The sequence below is a fragment of the Amycolatopsis sp. NPDC001319 genome, assembly GCF_042896185.1.
GTDB lineage: Bacteria > Actinomycetota > Actinomycetes > Mycobacteriales > Pseudonocardiaceae > Amycolatopsis.
In genome coordinates this window covers 59043-83558 of record NZ_JBIAWY010000012.1, presented here as the reverse complement: position 1 = coordinate 83558, position 24516 = coordinate 59043, and the positions used below count along the sequence as shown (strand labels likewise).

Below are 24516 nucleotides of genomic sequence, written 5' to 3'. Positions count from 1 at the left end.
AGAGAGGACGGGTAGCCATGAAGGTTCGCGCGTCGGTCAGGTCGCTGGCTCGCCAGCAGGGGGCGCAGGTCATCCGCAGGCACGGCAAGGTCCTCGTGATCAACCGTGACAACCCGCGGAACAAGGCTCGCCAGGGCTGAGCTGCACAGCGTCGGGCGCCATCCACCTCAGGTGGGTGGCGCCCCTTTTTTGTGCTCGGCCGCGGCCTCAGGCCGGCGCCGGGATGCGTTCGTCCGCCCGGCGGAAGGCCATGACGCCGTCGTCGAGCCGGTTGAGGCGCATGTCGGCCAGGTCCAGCAGGTAGTTCTGGCGCATCACCCACGGGCGGCGCCCGCCCTGTTTCGGCAGGGCCGGAGTGGCCCGTTTGATGTAGCCCGACATCAGGTCGACGACCGGGCGCAGGCCCGTGGTCGGGGCGCGGCCCGGGTCCGGGGCGCACGCGACGTAGCCGTGGCGGTCCATGTGCGAGATCAGCCGGCAGACGTACTGCGAGGCCAGGTCGGCGCGCAGCGTCCACGAGTTGTTGGTGTAGCCCACGCACCACGCCAGGTTGGGGATGCCGCCGAACATCATGCCCTTGTAGACGAGTTGCTCGCCCGGGTTGATTTCGCGGCCGTCGACGGTCAGCGCGACCTGCCCGAACGCGACCATCCGCAGGCCGGTCGCGGTGACGATGATGTCGGCGGGCAGCTCGCGGCCGGACTCAAGCCGGATGCCGTCCGGGGTGAAGCGGCTGATGTGGTCGGTGACCACGTCTGCCTTGCCGCTGCGCAGCGCGCGGAACAGGTCGGCGTCGGGCACCAGGCACAGGCGCTGGTCCCACGGGTTGTAGTCGGGCACGAAGTGCGGGTCGACGGGGATGGACGGCGGCAGCTGCTTCGCGACGCCGTCGCGCAAGACCGCGGCCGCGCGCTCGGGCAGGCGGCGCATGAGCTGGAAGAACAGCGTGCCCATCACCACGTTCTTGCCGCGCACCAGCCGGTGCGCCAGGTTCTCCGGCAGTACGGCCCGCAGGCGGTCGGCGAGCGCGTCGGCTCCGGGGCGCGCGACGACGTAGCTCGGCGAGCGCTGCAGCATGGTCACCGAAGCCGCTTCGGGCGCCATCGCCGGCACCAGCGTCACGGCGGTGGCGCCGCTGCCGATCACCACCACGTTCTTGCCCGCGTAGTCCAGGTCCGCGGGCCAGTGCTGCGGGTGCACGATCTCGCCGGCGAAGTCCTCGCGACCGGGGAAGTCGACGACGTGGCCGCTGTCGTAGCTGTAGTAGCCGCTGCACAGGTACAGGAACGAGCACGTGTACGTGACCGTCGAGCCGTCGTGCTCGGCCTCCACCGTCCAGCGGGCCTCGGCCGAGGACCACGAAGCGGACACCACGCGGTGCCCGAAGCGGATGTGGCGCTCGACGCCGTAGGCCTCGGCCGTGGCGCGGATGTAGCCGAGGATCGAGGGCCCGTCGGCGATGGCCTTCGGGTCCTTCCACGGCCGGAACGGGTAACCGAGCGTGAACATGTCCGAGTCGGACCGGATGCCCGGGTAGCGGAAGAGGTCCCAGGTCCCGCCGATCGAGTCGCGGGCCTCCAGGATCGCGTACGTCTTGCCGGGGGTCCGAAGCTGGAGGCGGCACGCCGCCCCGATCCCGGACAACCCCGCACCCACCACGAGGACGTCGACGTGCGTGGCGATCGTGATCACTCTCCCCGGCTCGAGTGTGTTCCCGAGATCGTACCGTCGGAATGCGCTTTTCCGCGGGGCACGGGCAGAACGAGATTCGGAAGTGGGGCCCTGCCGGGCCGGGCGGGGAATCACCGGCCCGGCAGGGAAACCTGGGGTCAGCGCGGCAGGTGCACCACCTGGGTCGCGCCGAAGGTGCCCTTCAACGGGACCTCCACGGTCTGGCGCCGCACCGTCACCCTCACGCTGTCCTGCGACTGCGTCGGATCCGAGACGGCGAGCTGCCAGCCCGAGCCGCTGCGTCCCAGGGCCACCGAAGCCGGACCTGAGACAGTCACCTCATCTACAGTATCCGCCTTGTAGAAGTTCGCGAGGAGTGTGTTGTCCCACAGCCGAATCGCCTGAACGGCGGCTGTGTTCGCCCGCACTCGCCATGCCAGCACCGAAGCGACGGTGCTCACCACCGAAGCCGCGGGCAACACCGCGTACGCGTACTTCGCGTCCGACGGCTTCACTCCGTGCTCGATCACCAGCTTCTGGTAACGCCGCGTGTACGGATCGGTTGTGCCCTTGGTGTTCGCGCCCGTGTCGATGTCGCGCCACGCACCGGTGCGGTCCTCGCGCAGCGCGGTCACCTCGGCCTTGTCGAGCAGCACGTAGCCGGCGACGTTCCCGGCGGCACCGTCGAGGTGCAACCAGCGCGGGTTGCGCAGCGACGTCGTGCGCCCCGGCGCGGACGACACGAGCCGTGCGTCGGCCAGCAGCGTGCCCCGGCCGTTCTCCCCCAGGCTGCGGTTCTCGATGGTGGTCCGCACCTGCTGCCCCGACGTGTCGGTGATTCCCGCGCCGAGGCAGACGACGCCCGCCGGGGTGAAGAACCACGACTTCTTCGCGGTGAGCGTGCCGTCGAGCGACACGAAGTCCATCGCGTACGCGCCGTGGCGCGCGTCCCAGCGCACGCCGCCGACGTGGGCCTTCGTCGACATCGGCGTGGACTGCAGCGCGCCCGTCGGTCCGGCTTTGGTGGTGGCGCCCGGCAGCAGCAGCGGGTCGACGGTCGGCCAGTAGGCGTCGGAGTAGTGGCCCTTGGCGTTCGGCAGGAACAGGTAGAGCACGCCGTCGCCGACGTACCAGCCGTGCTGGTTCATGCCGTTGATCGACTCGTAGCGCGAGATCCGGGTGGACCCCACCGCGAGCGAGCTCGACCAGCCCTCGGTCACGTGCAGCATCCGGTCCTGCTGGCCGAAGATCCGGTGCGTCGCCGTGATCGGCGTCGGCCGCACGTGGGTCGCGAGCATCTCCTGCGCGAACTCGATGCCCGGCGTCGCCACGAGGTCCGGGCCGGGCGCGAACCGCTCCGGGTCGGGGATCTCCAGGAACGGCGCGTAGGTGCCTTCGGAGATCCACTTCGCCGCGAGGCCCGACAGCTCGGCTTTGGCCGCACCGGTGGCCGCGCGCGCCAGCACGAGCGTGGCGACGGTGAGCTGGTGCCCGATGTCGTGGCCGGTCTCGCCCTGGCGCGAGAGCATCCGCCCGCGCACCGGCTCCATCAGCGCGCCCGCGTAGACGAACGGGGCGAAGGTGTCGGGCACGAGCGCGTAGATCTTCTGCTTGAGGTCCTCGGGCAGCGCGTACTCGGTGCCCTCGGTCACGTGGATCGCGCCGGAGAGCGCGGTCAGCAGCACGATGCCGTAGTGCCCGGGGTACGGGATGGTGTCGTGCTGGATGAACGAGCCGTCCACGTGGAAGCCGTCACTGCCGGCCTTGTCCAGCTTGGCCACGAGGCTCGCCGCGCCGCCGCCGGCGACGTCGGTGAGTGCGTCGATGCCCGTCTTGATCCACGCGGTGTCGCCGATGAGCGCGCCGGAGACGATGGAGATCAGGGCCTTGTCGGCGCGGTTGGCGCCGGTCTCGACCGTGCCCGGGCTGTTGGCCCGCACGTTGGGGTTGCCCACGAACCGCTTGATCGGGCTGACGTAGCGCGCGAGCTCGTCGGCCGTCAGCTCGTCGGCGACCGTGACGAGGGTGTGCAGTACGTAGTACGGCACGCCGATTTCGTAGGTGTACCAGTTGCCGATCTCGCCGACCTGCGGGTTGTACTGGCTGGCGTAGATCAGCTCGAGCGCCTTCTTGATGCGGTCGAGCACCTGCGGGTCGCCCGAGAGCGTGCCGCCCGGCGTACCCCAGTCGACGGCGATGGCGCGCAGCCGCGCGTACATCGACGTGGTGTAGTCGCTGCCCGGTCCGAGCGGCAGGTCGGGCCACAGTGGACCGCCGGTGACGGTCATCGTGTCGTTGTAGGCCTTCGCGACGCGGCCGAGGTTCTGCAGCGCGGCCGTGCGCTCCGGTGACGGCCGGTTGATCCCGGTCTGCAGCTCGCGGTAGCCGGCCACGATCGCTTTCAGCGGATCCGTGGCCGCACCGTTCGCGGCGGGCACGGAACCCGCCGCGACGGCGCCCGCGGCAAGAGCGGGGTGCGCGGCGGCGGTCAGGGCCACCGAGGCGGCCGCGACGGCGCCGCCGCGCAGGGCAGTTCTCCGGTTTACGGGCATGACAATGCCTCCCAGGATCAAGACGTCCTTGGCTTGCGGGATTTTCGGGGACCTCGAAGGGGAATTCAGTTGTGGTGACGCCGCGGAAAACTCAGGCGGGAAAACCGGTCAGCGCGCTCCGTCCGTGCGCCGCGGCAGCTGCCACGGGTTGTCCTCCTGCAGCGGCTCGGGCAGCAGCGCGTCGGGGAAGCCCTGCCACGCGACCGGGCGCAGGAACCGCTCGATGGCGGCGGTGCCGACCGACGTGCTGGTGGGCGCGGTGGTGGCCGGGTACGGGCCGCCGTGCTGCTGCGCCCAGCTCACCGTGACGCCGGTGGGCCAGTCGTTCCACAGCAGCCGCCCGGCCAGGCGGGTCAGCGCGGGCAGCAGCGGGCGGACGTAGTCGGCCTCGTCGGCCTCGCCCTGCACCGTCGCGGTCAGGCCCGGCTCCAGCGTGTCGAGCACGCCGATGAGCTCGTCGGCGTCGCTGTAGGTGACGATGAGCGACGCGGGACCGAAGTGCTCCTCGCGCACCGCTTCGCCGCCGGCCAGGAACTCCTTGGCCGTGGTCGAGAGCAGGCTCGGGGTGAACGACTCGCCCTGGTGCGTGCCGTCGACCACCGTGGTCACGCCCGGCGCCTGGCGCAGCTCGGAGAGCTTGTGCGCGAAGCCCTGCGCGATGCGCTCGTTGAGCATCGGCTGGCCCGCGACGGCGCCGACGGCTTCGCGCAGCACGTCGTCGAGACCGTGGCCCTCCGGCAGGAACAGCAGGCCCGGCTTCGTGCAGAACTGGCCGGCCCCGAGGCTGAACGACCCCGCGTACGCCTTCGCCACGGCCTCGCCGCGCTGGGCGACCGCGCCCGGCGTGACGACGACCGGGTTCACGCTGCCGAGCTCGCCGTAGAACGGGATCGGCGTGGGCCGCGAGACGGCGATGTCGAACAGCGCGCGCCCACCCGGCACGGAGCCGGTGAACGAGGCGGCCTGGACGCGCGGGTCCTTGAGCGCGGTCACGCCCTGCTCGAACCCGTGGATCACGGCGAACACGCCCGCGGGCGCCCCGGCGGCGGCAAGCGCGCCGACGACGATCTCGCCCGTGCGCGTGGACAGCTCCTCGTGGCCCGGGTGCGCCTTGAGGATCACCGGGCAGCCCGCGGCCAGCGCGGACGCCGTGTCGCCACCCGCGACGCTGAACGCGAACGGGAAGTTGCTGGCCGCGAACACCAGCGTCGGGCCGATCGGCACGAGCACCCGGCGGATGTCGGGGCGCGGGCCCATGGGCCATTCGGCGTCGGCGTGGTCGACGGTGGCCCCGAGGAACGCGCCGTCGCGCAGGACCTGACCGAACAGGCGCAGCTGGAACGTGGTGCGGGCGAGCTCGCCCTTCAGGCGCGGCGCGGCGGGCAGGTGGGTCTCGGTGTGGGCGAGGGCGATCAGCTCCTCGGCTTCGGCGTCAAGAGCGTCGGCGGCGGCTTCGAGCCAGCCGGCGCGCTCGGCGGGCGTGCTCGCCGCGAACGGGCGGGCGGCCGCGGCCGCGGCGGCGAGGGTGCGCTCGAGCTCCGGTGCGGAGGTTTCTCGGCTCATGGTGGAACGTGTCTCCTCGGTGGATCGCTCAGGGTCGGGCACGGTTTCAGGGCAGGCTGTGTGCGGCCGCCGTGGCCGCGTGCAGGTCCGGCCACCGGCCGGGACCCGCCAAGCCCAGATGGTAGAGGTGCAGCTCGGCCGCGCCGGCCTTGCCGAGCTCGGTCACGTACGCGTCGATGTCGGGCACGGGGCTCGCGGCGACGGCGGTGATGTAGCTGCCCACCGCGACGTTCTCGGGCAGCGCCCGGCGGGCCGCGGCCACGGCGTCGACGCTGCCCTGGCCCGGCGCCCAGTTCTGCAGCACGACCACGGCGGCGTCGCCGGCCGCGGTCGGCGTGAGGCCCGGCAGCGCGCCGGTGACCCACGGGTCGAGCGCGCCGTGCAGCACGATCCGCGTGCCCGGCGCCAGCTCGGCGAGCACCGCGGCGCGCAACGCGTCGGTGGCGCGCTGACGTCCGGCGAGCACGGTGTCCTTGAGCGCGGCCGGCAGCCGGTCCGCGGTCACGGTGAGGTCGGCCGTGTCGAGCAGCCGGCGGACCTCCGTGCGCAGTGTCGCGCGCACCTCGGCGGCGTCGAGACCGGTCCAGCCCTCGCCGCACGCGGTGCAGCAGCAGATCGACAGCAGCCGCGCCACCGCCGGCGCCCACACGCCGTCGGTCTTCTCGTGCTGGTGCTGGTGCACCGCGCCGAGCGGGCCGCACGCCTCCAGGATCACCGACGAGAGCTCCAGGCCCGCCACGGCCTCGGCCGTCAGTGTCGCGGCGTACTCGCGCACGGCGGGCTGAGCCGGGCACAGCGCCCACGGATAGGACTCGCCGAAGCAGTTCTGCACGGTGTACTGCGGAAAAGCCGTGCCCAGCTGCGAGTTGTGCGTGAGCACGATCCAGGCGGCAGCGGGAATCCCGGCGGCGTTGAGCAGGCGCACGGCGTCACCGCCGCTGTCGGGCGGCGCGACCCAGTCCGGAGTGGACGGACGCAGTTCCCGGCCCTGCCACGCTTCGTCGCGCACGGGCCGGTAGCTCGCCGCCGTGCGCGCGATCACCGAGGTGCGCTCGGCGGAGTACGGCGTGGCGGCCCGGGCGCTGTGGTAGGTCAGCGCCACGGCGACCTCGTCCACCTCCAGGTCCTGCACGCGCTCCACGAAGCCGGGATCGCCGAGGACGTCCCAGGAGTAGGCGTATCCGGTCACCTTCACGGGATCACCACCGGGCCGTGTTGGGGGCGAAGTCCGGTACGTAGGAGCGCATGTAGGTCACGTCGTCCCGTTTCGTCAGTCCACATCGGACGTAGTCCTCGTGCGCGCGGGCCAGCGCGTCCTGATCCAGCTCGATGCCCAGCCCCGGCTTGTCCGGCACCGCCACCGCGCCCTCGATGAAATCCAGTACCCCGGGCACGATCACGTCGGTGGTCTTCCACGGCCAGTGCGTGTCACACGCGTAAGTCAGGTGCGGCGTCGCCGCGGCCACGTGGACCATCGCGGCCAGGCTGATGCCGAGGTGGCTGTTGGAGTGCATCGACAGCCCGACCCCGAAGGTCTCGCACAGGACCGACAGCGCCTGGGTGTCGCGCATCCCGCCCCAGAAGTGGTGGTCCGACAGGAGAACCCCGATCGCGCGGGCGCGGAACGCGGGCTCGATGTCGCCGAAGTTGACCACGCACATGTTGGTGGCCAACGGCATGCTCGCCTCGGCGGCGACGCGGGCCATGCCCTCGATGCCCGGCGTCGGGTCTTCGAGGTACTCCAGCACGCCGTCGAGCTCCCGGGCCACGCGGATGCCCGTTTCGACGGTCCACGCGGCGTTCGGGTCGATCCGCAACGGGTGCCCGGGAAACGCCTCGGCCAACGCGCGGATGCCCTCGATCTCCTGGTCCGGCTCGAACACGCCGCCCTTGAGCTTGATCGAGCGGAATCCGTACTGCTCGACCATCCGCTGCGCTTCGCCGACGAGCGTTTCCGGCGTGACCACCTCGCCCCAGGAATCCGCCTCGGCCCCGACGTGCGCGCCGTACTTGTAGAAGAGGTACGCGGAGAAATCCACGGCGTCGCGAGCCTTGCCGCCCAGCAGATCGACCACCGGACGCCCCAGCACCTGCCCCTGCGCGTCCAGACACGCGACCTCGAACAGCGAATACACACTGGCGATCGTCTTGCGGATGGAGAACCCGCCGATCAGCCCGTGCTCGTCCGTCAGCACCGTCCCGGCCAGTACGCGCGTCACGATCTGCTTCAACCCCGGCAGGTCGAACACGTCGTGCCCGGCCAGCTCCGGCACGACCTTGCGCACCTCACCCAGAAACGCCGCGTCGCCGTAGGACTCGCCCAGGCCGACGACCCCGTCGTCGCACACCACCTGCACGACGCTGCGCAACGCGAACGGCTCGTGCACCCCCATCACGTTCAGCAGCGGCGGATCCGCGAACGCGACGGGCGTGAGCACCACATCCCGGATCTTCATCGGCCCTCGATCCCCTTGAGCACCTCGAACCCGCGCTCGACGATCCCGCCGAGCCGGTCGATCTGCTCGGTCGTCGGCTCCACCAGCGGCGGCCGGACCGTGCCGACCTTGTCCCCGCGCAACCGCGCCGCGGCCTTGACCAGCGACACCGCGAAGCCCGGCGTCTCGTCGCGCAACGCCACCAGCGGCAGGTAGAACCCGGCCAGCAACGTGTCCATCACCTCGGTGTCGCCCTCGGCCAGCGCACGGTGGAAGCGGTGCGCGATCTCCGGCGCGAAGCAGTGCACCGCCGAGGAATACCGCGCCACGCCGATCGCCGCGTACGCCTTCGCGGAGACCTCCGCCGTCGGCAACCCGTTGAAGAACAGGAAATCCGCGGACCGCTGCGTGCCCAGCGACCGGATGGTGGTGACGATGCGCGTCATCACCTCCGCGTCGCCGTACCCGTCCTTGAGCCCGACGATCGACGGGATGTCGAGCAGCCGCGCCGCCGACGGCGCCGTGAACACCCCGGTGCTGCGGTGGTACACGATCACCGGCACCGACGTGCCGCCCACGGCGAACCGCACGAAATCGACCAGCCCCGCCTGCGGCCCGGACACCAGGTACGGCGGCAGCAGCAGCACCCCGTCGGCGCCACCGGCCTGCGCCGCGGCCACGCCCGCGCGCGCGGCGGCCGCACCGCCACCCGCCCCGACCCACACCGGCACGCGCCCGGCCACGACTTCGCGCGCCCGCGCCAGCAGCGCCGCGACCTCGTCGGGCGACAGCGAGGAGAACTCGCCCGTGCCGCAGGCGACGAACAACGCCCCCGCGCCGGCGGCCACGTGGCTCTCCACGTTCTCCGCGAACCCGTCGAGGTTCACCTCGAGGTCCTCGGTGAACGGCGTCAGCGGGAACGCCAGCAGGCCGTCCAGCTCGATCTTGGGCTGTGCCATCAGTTTCTGCTCTTTCCGTCCTCGTCGGGGCGTCCGGGTGGCGTGCCCGGTCACGGGTTCGACGATCCCACCGCCGCCGTCTGATCGCTCGAGACCGCCCCGGTGTTCACATTCTTGAATGGAGTCTGTTATGCTGATTATGTTCATCCATAAGAATGCTGTTCGGGACGCTAATATGGCCGGAGTCACAAGTCAACGGCCCGGTTGGAGGACGCACATGGCGCAGAAGCCGGCCACCGCGGAGCGGATCGCGACGCCCGGTGCGGAGAGCGCGGGCGTGAAGTCCGCGCGGCGCGCCATCGACCTCATCGAGACGTTCGCGGCCAACGACGTGTGGCTGTCGCTCTCGGACCTGCACGCGCGCACCGGCTTCCCGCGCTCCAGCCTCCACGGCCTGCTGCGCACGCTGCTGGAAGCCGGCTGGCTCGAAGCCGACGCGAACACCGCGCGCTACCGCCTCGGCGTGCGCGCGCTGATCTGCGGCACCGCCTACCTCGACCGCGACGCGATCGTCCCGTTCGCCACCGAGGCGCTGGAGCGCATCCGCGAGAAGACCGGGTTCACCGCGCACTTCGCGCGCCGCAACGGCACCGAGGTCGTGTACCTCGAGACCCGCGAGTCGCAGCACTCGACGCACCTCGTCTCGCGCGTCGGCCGCACGCTGCCCACCCACGCCACGGCGCTGGGCAAGGCGCTGCTCGCCGAGCTGACGCACGACGAGATCGAAGAGCTGATGCCGGCGAAGCTCCCGCCGCTCACCCCGCACACCATCACCACTCGCGAGCAGCTCCACGCCGACCTCGCGCGCACCCGTGAAGTCGGCTACGCCGCCGAGATCGAGGAAGGCACGCTCGGCGTCCGCTGCGTCGCCGCCGTGATCCCCTACCGCATCCCCGGCACCGACGCGATGAGCTGCTCGATGCCGGTCGGCCAGGTCACCGACGCCGACGTGCAGCGCGTCGGCGAACTCCTGGCCGAGACGACCGCCGAGCTCGGGCAGCAGCTGCGCCGGGCCGGCATCCGCTGACCGCCGCCATTCCCCTGTTGCGAAGCGTTTCGAGAGGAACCCCATGGCAGACCAGCGCGTGCTGATCACCGGATCGGCAGGCATCGTCGGCACCCTGATGCGCCCGCGGCTGCGCAAGCCCGGCCGGGTGCTGCGGCTGCTCGACCTGGCCGAGCAGGCCCCGGCCGAGACCGGTGAGGCCGTCGAGATCGTGACCGGCTCGGTCACCGACCGCGAGGCGATGGCGGCGGCCTGCGCCGGTGCCGACGCCCTGATCCACCTCGGCGGCCACAGCCGCGAGAACACGTGGGAAGCCACGCTCGACGTCAACATCAACGGCACCCACACCGTGCTCGAAGCCGCCCGCGAAGCCGGGATCAAGCGGGTGATCCTCGCGTCGAGCAACCACGCCGTGGGCTTCCGCCGCAACGCCGACGCCGGTACCGCCGGGCTGCCTGCGGACTCGAGCCCGCGCCCCGACACCTACTACGGCGTGAGCAAGGCGGCCATCGAGTCGCTGGGCAGCCTGTACGCGTCGCGGTTCGCGATGGACGTGATCGTGATCCGCATCGGCTCGTGCTTCGAGACACCGCTGCCGCTCGGCCCGCGCGGCCTGACCACCTGGCTCTCCCCCGACGACGGCGCGCGCCTGTTCGAGGCCTGCCTCAGCGCACCCTCTCCCGGCTACCGCCTGGTCTGGGGCGTCTCGGACAACACCCGCCGCGTCTACTCGCTCGCCGAGGCCGAAGCGCTGGGCTACAAGTCCCTCGACAACGCCGAGACCTACGCCGACCAGCTCGCCGGCAAGCCCGCCCCGACGGGCGCTGCCGCCGAGTTCGTGGGCGGCCCGTTCTGCACCGCACCGCTCGGGCAGTTCAACCCGCTCTGAGCCGGCTCGCTCGGCTGGGCTGTCCCAGCCGAGCGTTCGGCCGGGGAGGCCGGTGCTGTTCGGGAAGTACGAACCGCTCCGCCACGGACCGGCCGGGTCGCGGAAGCAGACGCGGTGGCGAGGGCCAGGCCGAACGCAGCGTGGTCGTGGACGTGCGCGCTTTCGGGCGCGGCCGGCGGGCGTCGGCATGAGCCCCGGCGTCACCGACTGAACCTGCACAAGCCACCCACGTCAGGCCCGCTCGGCAGCCGACCTCCGCGGCCCCAGCGGCCCGCGCACCGCCCGGATACGGACCTCCCGCGCATCCCCGAACCGGGGTGTCGCGACCGGTCCGAGAGCCCGAGCCGCCCGTGAAGGCCCGCCGACCTGCCCGGCGGGCCTTCACGCGTCCGGCGGAGCCGCGCGGGCGCCTACACTCGTGGTGTTCGGAGACGGCGTGACAAGGAGGGCGCGGGTGGGTGAGCTTTCGGCCGCCGACACCAACGGCATCCTCGCGCTGCCCTGGATCCGGCCCGAACGCACCAGCGCCGGTCTCGGCTGGGAGCACCTCTACCTGTCGAAGCAGCACGAGCGGCCCCACCGCGGCCTGTTCGGGGCCGCGCCGACCCACCAGCTGATCCTGCACCTCGCCGGGCCCGTGACGGTCCGCCGGCGGGTCGGTACGCCCCGCGAGCAGAGCCGGCGCGTGCCGGCCGGTGGGCTGTTCCTGCAGCCCTCGCACGCGGACCTGTCCGTGGAGCTGGGCGGGGAGCTCGACACGCTGCACGTGTACGTCGCCGACTCGGCCGTGCAGGAGGCCGCGGGCACCGACACGCCGATCCGGCTCTCGGAGGAGCTCGGCACCGTCGACCCGCTGCTGGAGCAGCTCCTGCTCTCGCTCGACGGCGTGGTCCGCGACTGGGAGCCGAGCGCCCGCACGTACGCCGACCAGCTGTGCGCCCTCGTGGCCACGCACCTCGCCCGCCGCCACCGGGCCGGGGGCACCGCCGCCGAACCGGCCCCGGCGGCGCCCGCCGCGTTGTCGGACCGGCAGTTCGGCCGCGTGCGCGACCTGATGACCGAGCGGCTCGCGGAACCCCTGGGGCTGCCGGAGCTCGCGGCCGTGACCGGGCTGAGCGTGAGCCGGTTCGCCCGCCGCTTCAAGGCCCGCACCGGCCTGCCCCCGCACCAGTACCTGCTGAAGCTGCGCGTCGAGCAGGCCCGGCTGCTGCTGCGCACGTCCAGCGACCCGATCGCCGACATCGCGGCGGGCTGCGGCTTCTCACACCAGGAGCACCTCACGCGGGTGCTGCGCACGCAGCTCGGTACCACTCCGGCCGCCCTGCGGCGCGAGGGATAAGCACCCCTCCGGGTGACGCGCGCGTTTCGTGCTGCCTGTGCGGCAGGAACGTGCAGGAAACCGGGCGGCGACATCCGGATACTCGAGGCACCCGCGTGGAAGGACCAACGATGTTCAGCTACACCGCGAACCCGGCCCGGGTCGTCTTCGGCAGCGGCACCCTCGCCTCGCTGCCCGACGAGGTGCGCCGCCTCGGCGCCACCCGCGTCCTGCTGCTGGGCAGCCCGCCGCTGGCGGGGCCTGCGGACCGCGTCGCCGACTCGCTCGGCCCGCTGCTCGCCGCCCGCTTCGACGAGGCCGCGATGCACACCCCCGTGGACGTGACCGAGCGCGCGCTCAAGGTCGTGACCGAGAACGACGTCGACTGCGTCCTCGCCATCGGCGGCGGCTCGACGACCGGTCTGGCCAAGGCGATCGCGTTGCGCACGGACCTGCCGCAGATCATCGTGCCCACCACCTACGCCGGCTCCGAGATGACCCCGGTGCTCGGCGAGACCGCCGACGGGCGCAAAACCACCCAGACCTCACCCAAGGTGCTGCCTGAGGTCGTCGTCTACGACGTCGACCTCACCCTGAAACTGCCGGTCCAGGTGTCACTCACCAGCGGCGTCAACGCCATGGCCCACGCCGTCGAGGCCCTCTACTCACCCGACGCCAACCCGATCGTCGACCAGTTCGCCCTCGAAGCGATCCGCCTGCTCGCCACCGCCCTCCCCCGCATCGCCGCCGATCCCTCCGATGCGGACGCCCGCGGCAAAGCCCTGCGCGCCGCCTGGCTCGCCGGCACCTGCCTCGGCTCCGTCGGCATGGCCCTGCACCACAAGCTCTGCCACACCCTCGGCGGCAGCTTCAACCTGCCCCACTCCGAAACCCACACCGTCGTCCTGCCCTACGCCATGGCCTACAACACCACCGGCGCCCCCGACGCCATGCGCCGCATCGCCGAGGCCCTCGGCGCACCCGACGCCGCCACCGGCGTCTACGACCTCATCGCCGCCCTACCCGTCCCGCACTCGCTGGCCGAGCTCGGGTTCACCGAGAACGACATCACCACCGCCGCAGAAATCGCCACCGCCAAGCCCTACCCCAACCCCCGCGAAGTCACCCGCGACGGCATCGAAGACCTCCTGCACCACGCCTGGACCGGCACCCGCCCCACCCCCGCCGCAGGCACCAAACCCGACCTGCGCAGCCTCACCACCGAAGTCGTCAACAGCTTCGCCGCCACCCCCGACCCCCGCCTGCGCGAACTCCTCCAAGAACTCGTGCGCACCCTGCACTCCTACGTGGTCCGCACCGACCTCACCCAGGAGGAATGGGAACACGCCATCGGGTTCCTCACCCGCACCGGCCAGATCTCCGACGACAAACGCCAGGAATTCATCCTCCTGTCCGACACCCTCGGCGTCTCCAGCGTCGTCGACGTCCTCACCAACTCCCGCACACCCGACACCACCCCCTCCGCCGTCCTCGGACCGTTCTACGTCCAAGGCCCACCCGAAACCGCCCAAGGCGCCGACCTCGCCGACGGACTACCCGGCACTCCCCTGTGGACGGACGTCACCGTCACCGACACCCACGGCGCCCCGATCGCCGACGCCATCGTCGACGTCTGGCAGTCCAACGAGGACGGCTTCTACGACGTCCAGCTCCCCGACATCGACGGTCCGGTCCTGCGCGCGCGCTTCCGCACTGACGCCGACGGCCGGCTCAAGTTCTGGACCATCGTGCCCTCGGCCTACCCGATCCCGGCCGACGGCCCGGTCGGGCACATGCTCGACGCGGTCGAGCGCCACCCGTTCCGCGCGCCGCACGTGCACTTCATGATCGCCAAGCCGGGCTTCCGCACGCTCGTGACCCAGCTGTTCGTCCGGGGCGGCGACTACCTCGACTCCGACACCGTGTTCGGCGTCAAGGACGGGCTGATCGTCGACTTCGCCGAGCAGTCCGGTGCCGCACCCGACGGCCGCGAGCCCGCGAACGGCTGGCGCCGCCTCGACTTCACGTTCCGCATCTCCCCCGCCCCCGCGCACTGACGAGGACTCCTGCCATGAGCGAATACGACACCGACGTCATCGTGGTCGGCAGCGGGCCGGCCGGGGGTACCGCGGCCCTGCTGCTCGCCACCTACGGCGTGCGCACGGTGCTGGCCACCAAGTACGGCTGGACGGCGAACACGCCGCGCGCCCACATCACCAACCAGCGCGCCATGGAGGTCCTGCGCGATCTCGGCATCGAGGAGCAGGCCCTGGCGCAGGGCACGCCGCCGGAGCTGATGGGCGACACCGTGCTGTGCACGTCGCTGGCCGGCAACGAGATCGGCCGGATCGCGAGCTGGGGCACCGGCGACCGGTCGGCGACCGAGTACGGCGCCGCGAGCCCGTGCCACATGATCGACCTGCCCCAGACCTACCTGGAGCCGATCCTTGCGACCAACGCCGCCGAGCGCGGCGCGAAACTGCGCCTGGACACGGAGTTCCTCGACTTCACCCAGGACGCCGACGGCGTCACGGCCCGCTTCCTCGACCGCGTCCGCGGCGACGAGTTCACGCTGCGGGCGCGCTACCTCGTCGGCGCCGACGGCGCGCGCAGCCGCGTCGCCGAGCAGGCCGGGCTGCCGATCGCAGGCGAGACGGGCAAGGCCGGCAGCATGAACATCACCTTCACCGCCGACCTCGGCAAGTACGTGGCGCACCGGCCGAGCGTGCTCTACTGGGTCATGCGGCCCGGCGCGCACCTGGGCGGCATCGGCATGGGCCTGGTCCGCATGGTGCGGCCGTGGAACAAGTGGCTGCTCGTGTGGGGCTACGACATCGCGCAGGCACCGCCCGAGGTCGACGCGGAAGAGGCGACACGGATCGTGCGCGACCTCATCGGCGACCCGGAGCTGGAGGTCGAGATCACCTCGACGTCACTGTGGACGGTCAACCACAGCTACGCCACGCAGTACTCCAGCGGCCGCGTGTTCTGCGCCGGCGACGCCGTGCACCGGCACCCGCCGTCCAACGGCCTCGGCTCGAACACGTCCATCCAGGACTCGTACAACCTCGCGTGGAAGCTCGCGATGGTCGTGCGCGGCGAGGCGGGCGAAGAGCTGCTGGAGACCTACTCGGCCGAGCGCGCGCCGGTGGGCAAGCAGATCGTGGACCGCGCGAACCTGTCCCGCGACCAGTTCGGCCCGATCTTCGAGACGCTCGGCATCACCGGCGACACCGACGCCGACGCCATCGCCGCCGGTCTTGCCGCGTGCGAGGCGCCGACCGAGGACGGGGCACGCAAGCGCCGCCAGCTGGAGAAGGCCATCGAGCTCAAGCACTACGAGTTCAACGCCCACGGCGTGGAGCTGGACCAGCGTTATGCCTCGACCGCCGTGATCCCGGACGGGGCCGCCCCGGTCTCCGGCCGCGACCCGGAGCTGTTCCACCAGGCCACGACCACGCCGGGCGCGAAGATCCCGCACGTGTGGCTCGTCGGCTCGCACGGGCGCCGGGTGTCCACTTTGGACCTCGTGGGCGGCGGCCGCTGGAGCGTCGTCACGGGCCTGTCGGGCGAGGCCTGGCGCGTGGCCGCCGAGAAGGCGGCCGCCGAGCTCGGCCTGGACCTGCGCGTGGTGACCATCGGCGCCGACGGCGCCCGCGACTCCTACGGCGACTGGACCCGGGCGAGCGAGATCGACGAGGCCGGCGCGCTGCTGGTCCGCCCGGACGGCTACGTGGCCTGGCGCCACACCACCGGCGCCGCGGAACCCGAAGCGACGACGGCATTGCTGGCCGCGTTGAAGACGGTGCTGTCCCGCGCCTGAGCGCGCTGTGCTCTCCCTCCGCCCGCGGGGTCACTTCGGTGGCTCCGCGGGCGGAGCGCGTCACAGGGCCTCGAGGTCCACGGCTTCGTGGGCGAGATTGAACCCGTCGGGCGGCACGCCCTTCGGCAGCGCCAGCCACGAACCCCGTGCGTGCGGCCGGCGGGCCGCGTCCTTGCCCAGCAGCAAAGCCACGTAACAGCCGTAGTCGATGGCGAAGCCGTCGTACAGCGTGCCGGGCCGGTGCGGGTCGGCGAGCCCGCGGCGCAGGACGTGCAGCAGCCGCGCGTCGTAGAGGTCGGCGATCACGGCGTGGCGCGGACCCGGTGAGCGGTCGAGCAGGAAGGTGCGCGAGCGCCGGCGGCCGACGACCTCGTCGACCAGCAGGCGCAGCAACGTCGTGGCGGTCTCGTCGGCACTGATGGCGCTGTGCTTGTCGCGCAGGTACCAGTCGTGGGCGGCGAGGCGGACGTCGCGCAGGCCGATGGGCTGGTCGTGGGCGTACTGGGCCGACAGGGCCGCGATGTTGATCGCGTCGCGCGGCACGCCTTCGGCCGCCCGCACCAGCTCGCCGAACGCCGTGCCCCGGAAGGTTTCCGCGACGAACGCCTCCGCGTCGGGCGGCGGCGCCGGGAGCGTGGTGACCAGCCGGACGGCGGCGTGGTTGTGGAACAGCTGCGCGAAGAACTCGAGCGCCCGGGTGCGGGCGTCGTCGAGGATCATGATGTCGTCCAGGCTCACGGCCGACGCGGCGTCGGCGCCGACCTCGATGCCCAGGTGGTCGCCGTCCGCGAGCCGTTCCCGGAACCGCGACCGCCGTTCGATGGCCGCGATCTTCACGGTGACGCCGGCCGTCGGCAGGAACGTGCGGCGCAGCAGGTCGGCCAGCAACGGCTGCAGCTGCAAGGGAAGCGCGCTCCACTCGTCGAGCAGCAGCCACAGCCGCCGGCCCTCCAGCGCCCGCACCACCGCCCGCAACGCACGCCCCAACGGGCCGAACACCACGTGGTGGCGCTCGGTACCGGTGCGCCGCAGCCGGCTCTCCCTGCCGGCGGAACGCTTGTGTCCCAAGGAAATCCGCGCCGCGGGCGGCAGGCCGAGCTCGACCCCGAGCGAAGCCTCCTCCGACGCGCTCGCCCGCGTCTCGCGCTCCACCTCCCCCACCACCTCGAGCGCCGTGGCCGCCTCGGCCAGCGCGTCGAGCGAAGGCAGCAGCGTGTCCGGGTTCCCCAGCTCGCGTTCCACGGCGACGGCCAGCAGTTCCTCGTGCACCGCCTCGATCGTGTCCACGAGCAGCTGCGTCCCCCGGACGGCCGCCGACGTTCCGCCGTCCGAGTGCAACCCGCCGGCACTGCCGAGCGTGCGCAGGTCGACGTAGACCGCGACGTCGCCGGTGCGGTCCACGAGATCACTCAAGTACAGCAACGCGTGCGTCTTGCCCGCGCCGCGGCGGCCGTAGAGCACCTGGTGGTCGGTCGAGTGCAGCATCGCCGAGAACGACCCGGCCGCCACGAACGTCCGCGTCAGCGTGGCCCGGTCCGACGACTCCGCCCTTCGCGGGATGCCCATGAGCGCCTGGTTCAGATGCCGTTGCCGCCTGACGGAAGCCATCGGGAGAGCCTGCCGTCCCACCGAGCGGGGCCACAGCCGCCGTCCGCGTGACGGCCGGGGTGACGCCGGGTGCCCATCCCCGGGCCCCTCAGCCCTGGACCGTCACCGCCGTGAAGGTGACCGGGATCCGCGGCCGGCCCGTGCCGTCGCCGTACGCACCCGCCGACGACGTGTCCACCCCACCGCGCGCGACCTTGTCCAGCACACTGAGGCCGGCGTCGGACACGGTGCCGAACACCGTGTACGTCGGCGGGATCGGGGTGTCGCCGAACATCAGGAAGAACTGGCTGCCGCCGGACGTCGGCTGGCCCGTGTTGGCCAGCGCGACCAGACCGCGTCCGTAGGTCAGCTGCGGGAAGAACTCGTCGGGCACGGTGTACCCGGGCCCGCCCGTACCGTCGCCCGCCGGATCGCCGCACTGCAGCATCTGCAGATCGGTCGTGCCGAGCCGGTGGCAGCTGGTCCCCGTGTAGAAGCCTTCCTTGGCCAGGGTCACGAAACTCGCCACCGTGCACGGCGCGAGCGCGGGGTCCAGTGTCAGCCCGATGTCCCCGGCCGTCGTGGCCAAGGTCGCGGCGACGGTGCCGCTCGCGGGTTCCGGCCCGTCGGCGGGCGGCGTCGCGGGCTTGGCGGCGGGCCCGTTCGGGTCGGCCGGGTAACTGCAGCTCGACGGGTCGGCCAGCGGCTGCGGGCGGTGCGGTTCCGCCGTGCGCGCGGCCGGGATGGAGACCGGCGGCCCGTCGCCCGCAGGCGGCGGAGCGGTGTCCGAGGACGGCGGAGCCGCCACGGAGGCGCCCGGCACGACCTGCCCCACGCCCGACACCGTGCGCGTCGGGCGGAGGAACCCCGGGGCGACGAACGCGGTCACCCCGAAGGCGACCACGACCACCACCACCGCGGCGAACGCCACCCACGCGCCGGCCCCGCTTCGGCGTGGCGGACCGGGCTGCTGCGGCCACGTCATGGACGCCCCCTTCGTCAGGCCGCCATTCTGCCCGCCCCGGCTCGCGCCGGGGAACCGGTCACAGCTCCGGCAGCGCGGGTGTCTCCAGCCAGGCCGTGAAGAACGGCCGCAGCGAGCGAGCCGCGTAGGCCTCGGCGGACGCGATGAACTCCTCGGTGCTCACCGTGCCGTGGCGGTGTTCCGAGGTCCACGCCTTGACGAGCGCGAAGAACGCCGGGTTGCCGATCTCGCCGCGCAGGGCGTGGAGCGTGAGCGCGCCGCGTTTGTACACGCGCTCGTCGAACATCCGCGCCACACCCGGGTCGCTGATGCGGACGTCGGCCGGTTTGGCCTTCATGCGCGCGTGCCACATCCGGGCCAGCGAGTCGGCCGACTGGCCGCCGGACTCCTCCGACCACAGCCACTCGGCGTAGGTCGCGAAGCCCTCGTTGAGCCAGATGTGGCGCCAGTCGGCGACGGTGAGGCTGTTGCCGAACCACTGGTGGGCGAGCTCGTGCACGACCAGGCGCTCGTAGGTGCGCCGGCCGTCGACGTGGTTGGCGCCGAAGATGGACATCCCCTGCGCCTCGATCGGGTCGTCCAGCGCGTCGTCGGTCACGACCACCACGTACTCGCCGAACGGGTAGGGCCCGAACAATCGCTGCAGCACGTCCATCATCCGGCCCTGGCGGCCGAAGTCGCGCGAGAACGCCCGGAGCAGCCGCGGCGGCACCGCGGCCCGCTGCGGCACGGTCGCCACCACGGACTCCACGCCGTTGCCCCGGCCGAAGCCCAGCCGCATCCGGAACGACCGCGCCTCGGGGTGCGAGAACCAGCCCGCGCCCGGACCGGCCACGAGCTCGACGTCGTCGTAGCGCCCGATCTGCACGCTCATCAGGTACGTCGCCGTCGGCTCCGGCCGCTCGAACACCCAGGTCGCGGTGCTCGCCGACTGGTAGCGCGACACGAGGTTCCCCGTCACCGCGACCAGGTACGACGACGAGGTCGTGACCGTGACGCGGTAGGTCGCCTTGTCGGCCGGGTGGTCGTTGCACGGGAACCACGACGGAGCGCCGATCGGCTGGCTCGCGACGAGCGCGCCGTCGGTGAGTTCGTCCCACCCGATGTCGCCCCAACGGCTCGGCACCGGCCGCGGGTTGCCGACGTAGCGGACTTCGACCCGGAACTCCGTGCCGGCCGCCATCGACCTGTCGGGCTTCACCTGGAGCTTCAGCCCGCGCCGGACGAACTTCGCCGGCCGGCCGTCGACGAGCGCCCGCGAGACGCGGAACTCGCCGAGGTCGAGTGTCAGCCGCGACAGTGCCTGTGTCGCCACGCAGGTGAGCACCGCGGTACCGCTGAGCCGGTTGGGCCCGACGCGGTAGTCGAGGTCCAGGTCGTAGTGGCGGACGAGGTAGCCGCCGTTGCCGTGACCGGGGAGGTACGAATCTGCGGAGGTTTCCGCGCCGGGCGCCGGCGCGGCAGCCTTCGAGGTCACCCGAGCAGAACCCCGCTTTCCGTGAGGTGGTCTTGTTCCAGCAGGATCGCGCGGATCTTGGCGCGCCGCAACGGTCCGAGGCTCACCGACGCCAGGTCGAGATCGGGTTGCCGAGCCAGCGCGTGTCCGCCGGCACCGCGTCGCCGCGCGTGACGAGCGAACCCGGGCCCACGGTGGTGCGCGCGCCGATGCTCGCGCCCGGCAGCACGATGCCGTGCGGGCCGAGCGTGGCGCCCTCGTCGAGCTCCACCCGCGACATGCTCATGATCCGGTCGTGGAACAGGTGCGTCTGCACCACGCAGCCGCGGTTGATCGTCGCGCCGTCGCCGAGGCGGACGAGGTCCGACTCCGGCAGCCAGTACGTCTCCAGCCACACGCCGCGCCCGATCTTCACGCCCATGGTGCGCAGCCACGCGGTGAGCAGCGGCGTGCCGCCGACCGAGCCGATCAGCCACGGCACCGCGAGCGTCTCGACGAAGGTGTCGGCCAGCTCGTTGCGCCACACGAAGGAACTCCACAACGGGTGCTCGATCGCGCGGAACTTCCCGACCAGCAGCCACTTCACCACGGTGGCGGTGAGCGCGGCGACGACGCCGGCGGCCAGCAGCACCGGCCCGGCCAGCAGCGCGGCGATGCCGAAGCCCCACAGCGAAGCGATCGCCAGCAGCGAGAACGCGACGCCCACGGTGAGGGCGACCCCGCACATCACCGGCACGATCCGGAGCAGCTCGACGAACGCCCGCGCGGCCTTGAGGTGCAGCGCCGGGGTGTAGGTGCGGCTGGTGTCGGCGTCGCCGACCGCCCGGCGGACCGGCAGCGGCGGCATGCCGAGGTAGGACGAGCCTTTCTTGGCCTTCAGCGGCGTCGAGGACAGCACGCCCACGAGACCGCGCTTCGGCACCGAACGGCCCGGCGCGGTCATGCCGGAGTTGCCCAGGAACGCCTGCTTGCCGATGCGCGCCGGGGCGACGTGCAGCCAGCCGTGACCCAGCTCGTAGGTCGCGACCATCGTGTCGTCGGCGAGGAACGCGCCGCTGTCGACCTTGGTCATCTTCGGCAGCGCGAGCACGGTCGACGCCTCGACGTTGCGGCCGACCTTCGCGCCGAGCAGCCGCAGCCACACCGGCGTGAACAGGCTGGCGTACAAGGGGAACAGGCCTTCGCGGGCCATGCCCATGAGGCGCTCGGTCGCCCACACCTGCCACGCCACGCGGCCGTGGACGGGGTGGTAACCCTCGACCATGCCGACGCCCAGCAGCCGCACGCCGGCCAGCACCAGCAGCGCGTAGGTGAGGAAGTAGGCGACGGTGGCGACCGAGGTGAAGATCAGGGCCTGCATCGCGGCGGCGCCCAGCGTCGGCGCGCCCCAGAGCGCGGCGCCCAGCACGGCCACGCCCGGCAGCGCCGCGATGCCCGGCAGGAAGCCGAGCACGACCGACGTCAGGCCGTACACCGTCGCCCAGAACCGCGACCGCGGCGGGCGGCTGGCCGGCCACTTCAGCGCGTCCTTGGCGTCCTTGCCCGAGTGGGCCGCGGGCGAACCCGCCCAGCGCTGCCCGGCGGGCACGGCGCCGCGCACGGTCGACCCGGCGGCGATCTCCGCGCCCTTGCCGATGCGGGCACCCGGGAACAGGGTGCTGCGCGAACCGATGCGGGCCTCCGCGCCGATCCGGATCTTGCCGATGTGCACGAGGTCGCCATCGACCCAGTGCCCGGTCAGGTCCACCTCGGGCTCCACGGCGACGCCGCGGCCGAGCTTGAGGAAGCCGGTGACCGGCGGCGGCGAGTGCAGGTCCACGTCCTTGGCGACCCGGGCACCGAGCGCCTTGGCGTACGTGGTCATCCACGAAGCACCGGCGACGCTGTCCGCGCCGCTGAACTCCGCGAGCTTCTCGGCCGTCCACAGGCGCAGGTGCACGCTGCCGCCCCGCGGGTAGCTGCCCGGCCGCACACCCGACAACAGCACCCGCGCACCGCCCGCGGCGATCGCGATGCGGCCGGCCGGGCTGAACAGCACCAGCCACGCCAGCACGACCCACGCCCAGTTCAGCGTCGGCGCCCAGGCGACCCCGAGCAGAGAAAGCACGTTCGAGGCCGCCGCCGCGAGCGTCGTCCAGCGCAGGCCGACCAGGCCCATGAGCGGGAGCATCAGCAGCGTCTGGATCACGCCCGCGCGACGCGGCGTCGGCGCGATGTCGCGGCGCTCGGTCTCCTGGCCGCTGAGCGTGTCGAGCATCGTGGCCAGCGACCCGAGCTTGGGGTGCTGGTAGATGTCGTTGACCGACACCTCGGGGTGGCGGGTGCGGATGCGCGCGATGAGCTGCGCGGCCGTGAGGCTGCCGCCGCCGTGGGTGAAGAAGTCGGCCTTGGGGTCCGTCACGGACACGCCGAGGATCTCCGACCAGCCTTCGGCCAGCCACGCCTCGGTGGCGGACAGGCCCGCGGCTCCGGCGTCCACAGTGGACAGCGGCCACGGCAGCGCGGCGCGGTCGACCTTGCCCGAGGTGCGCGTGGGCAGGTCGTCGATCACCGCGAGCAGCGGGACCAGCGCGGCCGGAAGCTGCTCGCGCAGGCGGGTGGCGGCGTCGTCCGAGTCGAAGGTGGCCCCGGCACTCGGCACGACGTACCCGACGAGGACCTGGTTGCCGGCCTTCGTGCGGCGGACCGCCGCGGCCGCGCCCTGCACGCCGGGCAGCGACTGCAGCGCGGCGTCGACCTCGCCCAGCTCGATGCGGCGGCCGCCGAGCTTCACCTGCTCGTCGAGCCGGCCGAGGAACAGCAGGCCCTCGTGCTCGGCGCGGACCATGTCACCGCTGCGGTAGGCGCGCTGCCACCCCAGCGACGGCAGGGGCGCGAACTTCTCCGCGTCCTTCTCCGCGTCGAGGTAGCGCGCGAGACCGACGCCGCCGATCACGAGCTCACCGGTCTCGCCCATGGCGACCGGGTCGCCCGCCTCGTTGACCACGGCCAGCTGCCAGCCCGCCAGCGGCAGGCCGATGCGCACGGGACCTTCGCCGGTCATCTGCGCGGCGCAGGCGACGACGGTGGCTTCGGTGGGGCCGTAGGTGTTCCAGACTTCGCGGCCTTCCACGGCCACGCGCTCGGCCAGCTCCGGCGGGCACGCTTCGCCGCCGAAGATGAGCAGGCGCACGTCCTCGAGCGCGTCGGCCGGCCACAGCGCGGCCAGCGTCGGCACGGTGGAGACGACGGTGATGCGCTGCGCGACCAGCCACGGGCCGAGGTCGACGCCGGTGCGCACCAGCGCGCGCGGCGCGGGCACCAGGCAGGCGCCGTGGCGCCACGCGAGCCACATCTCCTCGCAGGAGGCGTCGAACGCGACGCTCAGGCCCGCGAGCACGCGGTCGCCGGGCCCGATGGGCTCCTCGGTGAGGAACAGCTGGGCCTCGGCGTCCACGAAGGCCGCGGCGGAGGCGTGCGTGACGGCGACGCCCTTGGGCTTGCCGGTGGACCCGGAGGTGAAGATGATCCACGCGTCGTCGGCCGGGCCGGGGCGCCCGTCGCGGCCGCCCGGGGTACCGGCGACGGTGATGGTGCCGTCGGTGATGATCGCGGCCACGCCGGCTTCGCCGAACACGAGCTCGGCGCGCTCTTCGGGATCGTCCGCGTCGACCGGCACGTAGGCGGCGCCGACGGACAGGGTGGCGAGGATCGCGACGTAGAGCTCGGCCGTGCCGGAGGAGACGCGGACGCCGACGCGGTCGCCGAGCCCGACGCCGTGGGCGCGCAGCTCGCGGCCGAAGGTCTCGATCTCCTCGAGCAGCCGGCGGTAGGTCAGGGTGGTGCTGCCGTCGTCGATCGCGGCGGCGTTGGGGTGCTGCTCCGCCGTCTCCGTGAGGATCTGGAGCAGCGTGCGCTCGCTGGCGCCGAGGCCGGACCAGAACAGGGCGCGGTCGGCGACCGGCGCCTCGGAGGGAGCGTGGGTCACCTCGGCAACGCACGTGAGAGCGGCGCTCGCGTCGTCGGTGACCGGGATGAGGTCGGCGGTGCGGGCGTGGTCGGCGGTGAGAGTCACCGGACCACCCCGTCACGCAACGTGACCATGGGTTTCGGAAAAAGGCCGTACAAAGTCATCCCCTGGGCGCGCAAGCCCATCACTCACCTTCCGCGAGCGTCATTCGGGCTGGCTCTCCGAATGAGGCGCCCGGTGCAGACCGTCCACAATACGCGGAGGTGAACGTCAGATAGCGCAAGGGTCACGGTCGAGTGTCGGACGTCACCGGTTCCGCAGTC

Annotated in this window: 16 protein-coding genes; 6 read left to right on the top strand and 10 right to left on the bottom strand. The window is 72.4% G+C overall.

Annotation, left to right across the window (positions count from 1 at the left end; genetic code table 11):
* Positions 1-17: 17 nt before the first annotated feature.
* Entirely contained in the window at positions 18-140 is a 123-nt protein-coding gene (gene rpmJ / locus ACFY1H_RS37320; RefSeq protein ID WP_326836634.1) for a 50S ribosomal protein L36, read from the top strand.
* A gap of 67 nt (positions 141-207) precedes the next feature.
* Here rpmJ and ACFY1H_RS37315 read toward each other — a convergent pair whose 3' ends face one another.
* From ACFY1H_RS37315 to ACFY1H_RS37290, 6 genes are all read right to left on the bottom strand, one after another.
* Positions 208-1683, bottom strand: a complete 1476-nt coding sequence (locus ACFY1H_RS37315) for a flavin-containing monooxygenase (protein WP_386954696.1) — start codon at positions 1681-1683, stop codon at positions 208-210.
* Positions 1684-1829: 146 nt separating this feature from the next.
* Positions 1830-4223 carry a polysaccharide lyase 8 family protein gene (locus ACFY1H_RS37310; RefSeq protein ID WP_386954425.1) on the bottom strand — a complete coding sequence of 798 codons (2394 nt, stop codon included), beginning with the start codon at positions 4221-4223 and terminating at the stop codon, positions 1830-1832.
* Positions 4224-4331: 108 nt separating this feature from the next.
* Positions 4332-5786 (bottom strand): aldehyde dehydrogenase (NADP(+)), encoded by a 1455-nt coding sequence (locus ACFY1H_RS37305; protein ID WP_386954422.1) that lies wholly within the window; start codon positions 5784-5786, stop codon positions 4332-4334.
* Between the two features lie 46 nt (positions 5787-5832).
* Positions 5833-6981, bottom strand: coding sequence for a hypothetical protein (locus tag ACFY1H_RS37300; protein WP_386954419.1), 1149 nt, complete (start codon positions 6979-6981; stop codon positions 5833-5835).
* 4 nt (positions 6982-6985) lie between these two features.
* Positions 6986-8242, bottom strand: coding sequence for a glucarate dehydratase family protein (locus ACFY1H_RS37295; protein WP_386954416.1), 1257 nt, complete (start codon positions 8240-8242; stop codon positions 6986-6988).
* The gene (locus ACFY1H_RS37290) at positions 8239-9180 is read right to left on the bottom strand and encodes a 5-dehydro-4-deoxyglucarate dehydratase (RefSeq protein ID WP_366583524.1); all 942 of its coding nucleotides are present in this window, start codon (positions 9178-9180) and stop codon (positions 8239-8241) included. The genes ACFY1H_RS37295 and ACFY1H_RS37290 overlap by 4 nt, the downstream gene beginning before the upstream one ends.
* 217 nt (positions 9181-9397) lie before the next feature.
* Here ACFY1H_RS37290 and ACFY1H_RS37285 point away from each other — a divergent pair, with 217 nt between their 5' ends.
* The 5 genes from ACFY1H_RS37285 (at position 9398) to ACFY1H_RS37265 (ending at position 16216) form a co-directional block, all read left to right on the top strand.
* On the top strand, positions 9398-10207 hold the full coding sequence (locus tag ACFY1H_RS37285) for an IclR family transcriptional regulator (RefSeq protein ID WP_220241887.1): 810 nt from the start codon (positions 9398-9400) through the stop codon (positions 10205-10207).
* Between the two features lie 43 nt (positions 10208-10250).
* Positions 10251-11075, top strand: coding sequence for an NAD(P)-dependent oxidoreductase (locus ACFY1H_RS37280; protein ID WP_366583523.1), 825 nt, complete (start codon positions 10251-10253; stop codon positions 11073-11075).
* A gap of 454 nt (positions 11076-11529) precedes the next feature.
* Positions 11530-12414: an AraC family transcriptional regulator gene (locus tag ACFY1H_RS37275; protein ID WP_366583522.1), complete on the top strand. Its 885-nt coding sequence runs from the start codon at positions 11530-11532 to the stop codon at positions 12412-12414.
* A 110-nt stretch (positions 12415-12524) separates the two neighbouring features.
* The gene (locus ACFY1H_RS37270) at positions 12525-14450 is read left to right on the top strand and encodes a maleylacetate reductase and hydroxyquinol 1,2-dioxygenase domain-containing protein (protein ID WP_386954412.1); all 1926 of its coding nucleotides are present in this window, start codon (positions 12525-12527) and stop codon (positions 14448-14450) included.
* A 14-nt stretch (positions 14451-14464) separates the two neighbouring features.
* Positions 14465-16216 (top strand): FAD-dependent oxidoreductase, encoded by a 1752-nt coding sequence (locus ACFY1H_RS37265; protein ID WP_386954409.1) that lies wholly within the window; start codon positions 14465-14467, stop codon positions 16214-16216.
* A gap of 60 nt (positions 16217-16276) precedes the next feature.
* On the opposite strand, the gene ACFY1H_RS37260 is transcribed toward ACFY1H_RS37265, so the two are convergent.
* From ACFY1H_RS37260 to ACFY1H_RS37245, 4 genes are all read right to left on the bottom strand, one after another.
* Positions 16277-17824 carry a hypothetical protein gene (locus tag ACFY1H_RS37260; RefSeq protein WP_386954406.1) on the bottom strand — a complete coding sequence of 516 codons (1548 nt, stop codon included), beginning with the start codon at positions 17822-17824 and terminating at the stop codon, positions 16277-16279.
* Between the two features lie 88 nt (positions 17825-17912).
* Positions 17913-18788 (bottom strand): peptidylprolyl isomerase, encoded by an 876-nt coding sequence (locus tag ACFY1H_RS37255; protein WP_386954403.1) that lies wholly within the window; start codon positions 18786-18788, stop codon positions 17913-17915.
* A 58-nt stretch (positions 18789-18846) separates the two neighbouring features.
* Positions 18847-20265, bottom strand: coding sequence for a M1 family metallopeptidase (locus ACFY1H_RS37250; protein WP_386954400.1), 1419 nt, complete (start codon positions 20263-20265; stop codon positions 18847-18849).
* Between the two features lie 82 nt (positions 20266-20347).
* Positions 20348-24211 carry a Pls/PosA family non-ribosomal peptide synthetase gene (locus ACFY1H_RS37245; RefSeq protein ID WP_386954693.1) on the bottom strand — a complete coding sequence of 1288 codons (3864 nt, stop codon included), beginning with the start codon at positions 24209-24211 and terminating at the stop codon, positions 20348-20350.
* Positions 24212-24516: the final 305 nt, after the last annotated feature.

Bases quoted from the DNA above. Each gene is read 5' to 3' on its own strand.
- rpmJ (WP_326836634.1), top strand. From the start codon at position 18: ATGAAGGTTCGCGCGTCGGTCAGGTCGCTGGCTCGCCAGCAGGGGGCG.
- ACFY1H_RS37310 (WP_386954425.1), bottom strand. From the start codon at position 4,223: ATGCCCGTAAACCGGAGAACTGCCCTGCGCGGCGGCGCCGTCGCGGCC.
- ACFY1H_RS37305 (WP_386954422.1), bottom strand. From the start codon at position 5,786: ATGAGCCGAGAAACCTCCGCACCGGAGCTCGAGCGCACCCTCGCCGCC.
- ACFY1H_RS37295 (WP_386954416.1), bottom strand. From the start codon at position 8,242: ATGAAGATCCGGGATGTGGTGCTCACGCCCGTCGCGTTCGCGGATCCG.
- ACFY1H_RS37290 (WP_366583524.1), bottom strand. From the start codon at position 9,180: ATGGCACAGCCCAAGATCGAGCTGGACGGCCTGCTGGCGTTCCCGCTG.
- ACFY1H_RS37285 (WP_220241887.1), top strand. From the start codon at position 9,398: ATGGCGCAGAAGCCGGCCACCGCGGAGCGGATCGCGACGCCCGGTGCG.
- ACFY1H_RS37280 (WP_366583523.1), top strand. From the start codon at position 10,251: ATGGCAGACCAGCGCGTGCTGATCACCGGATCGGCAGGCATCGTCGGC.
- ACFY1H_RS37270 (WP_386954412.1), top strand. From the start codon at position 12,525: ATGTTCAGCTACACCGCGAACCCGGCCCGGGTCGTCTTCGGCAGCGGC.
- ACFY1H_RS37265 (WP_386954409.1), top strand. From the start codon at position 14,465: ATGAGCGAATACGACACCGACGTCATCGTGGTCGGCAGCGGGCCGGCC.
- ACFY1H_RS37260 (WP_386954406.1), bottom strand. From the start codon at position 17,824: ATGGCTTCCGTCAGGCGGCAACGGCATCTGAACCAGGCGCTCATGGGC.
- ACFY1H_RS37255 (WP_386954403.1), bottom strand. From the start codon at position 18,788: ATGACGTGGCCGCAGCAGCCCGGTCCGCCACGCCGAAGCGGGGCCGGC.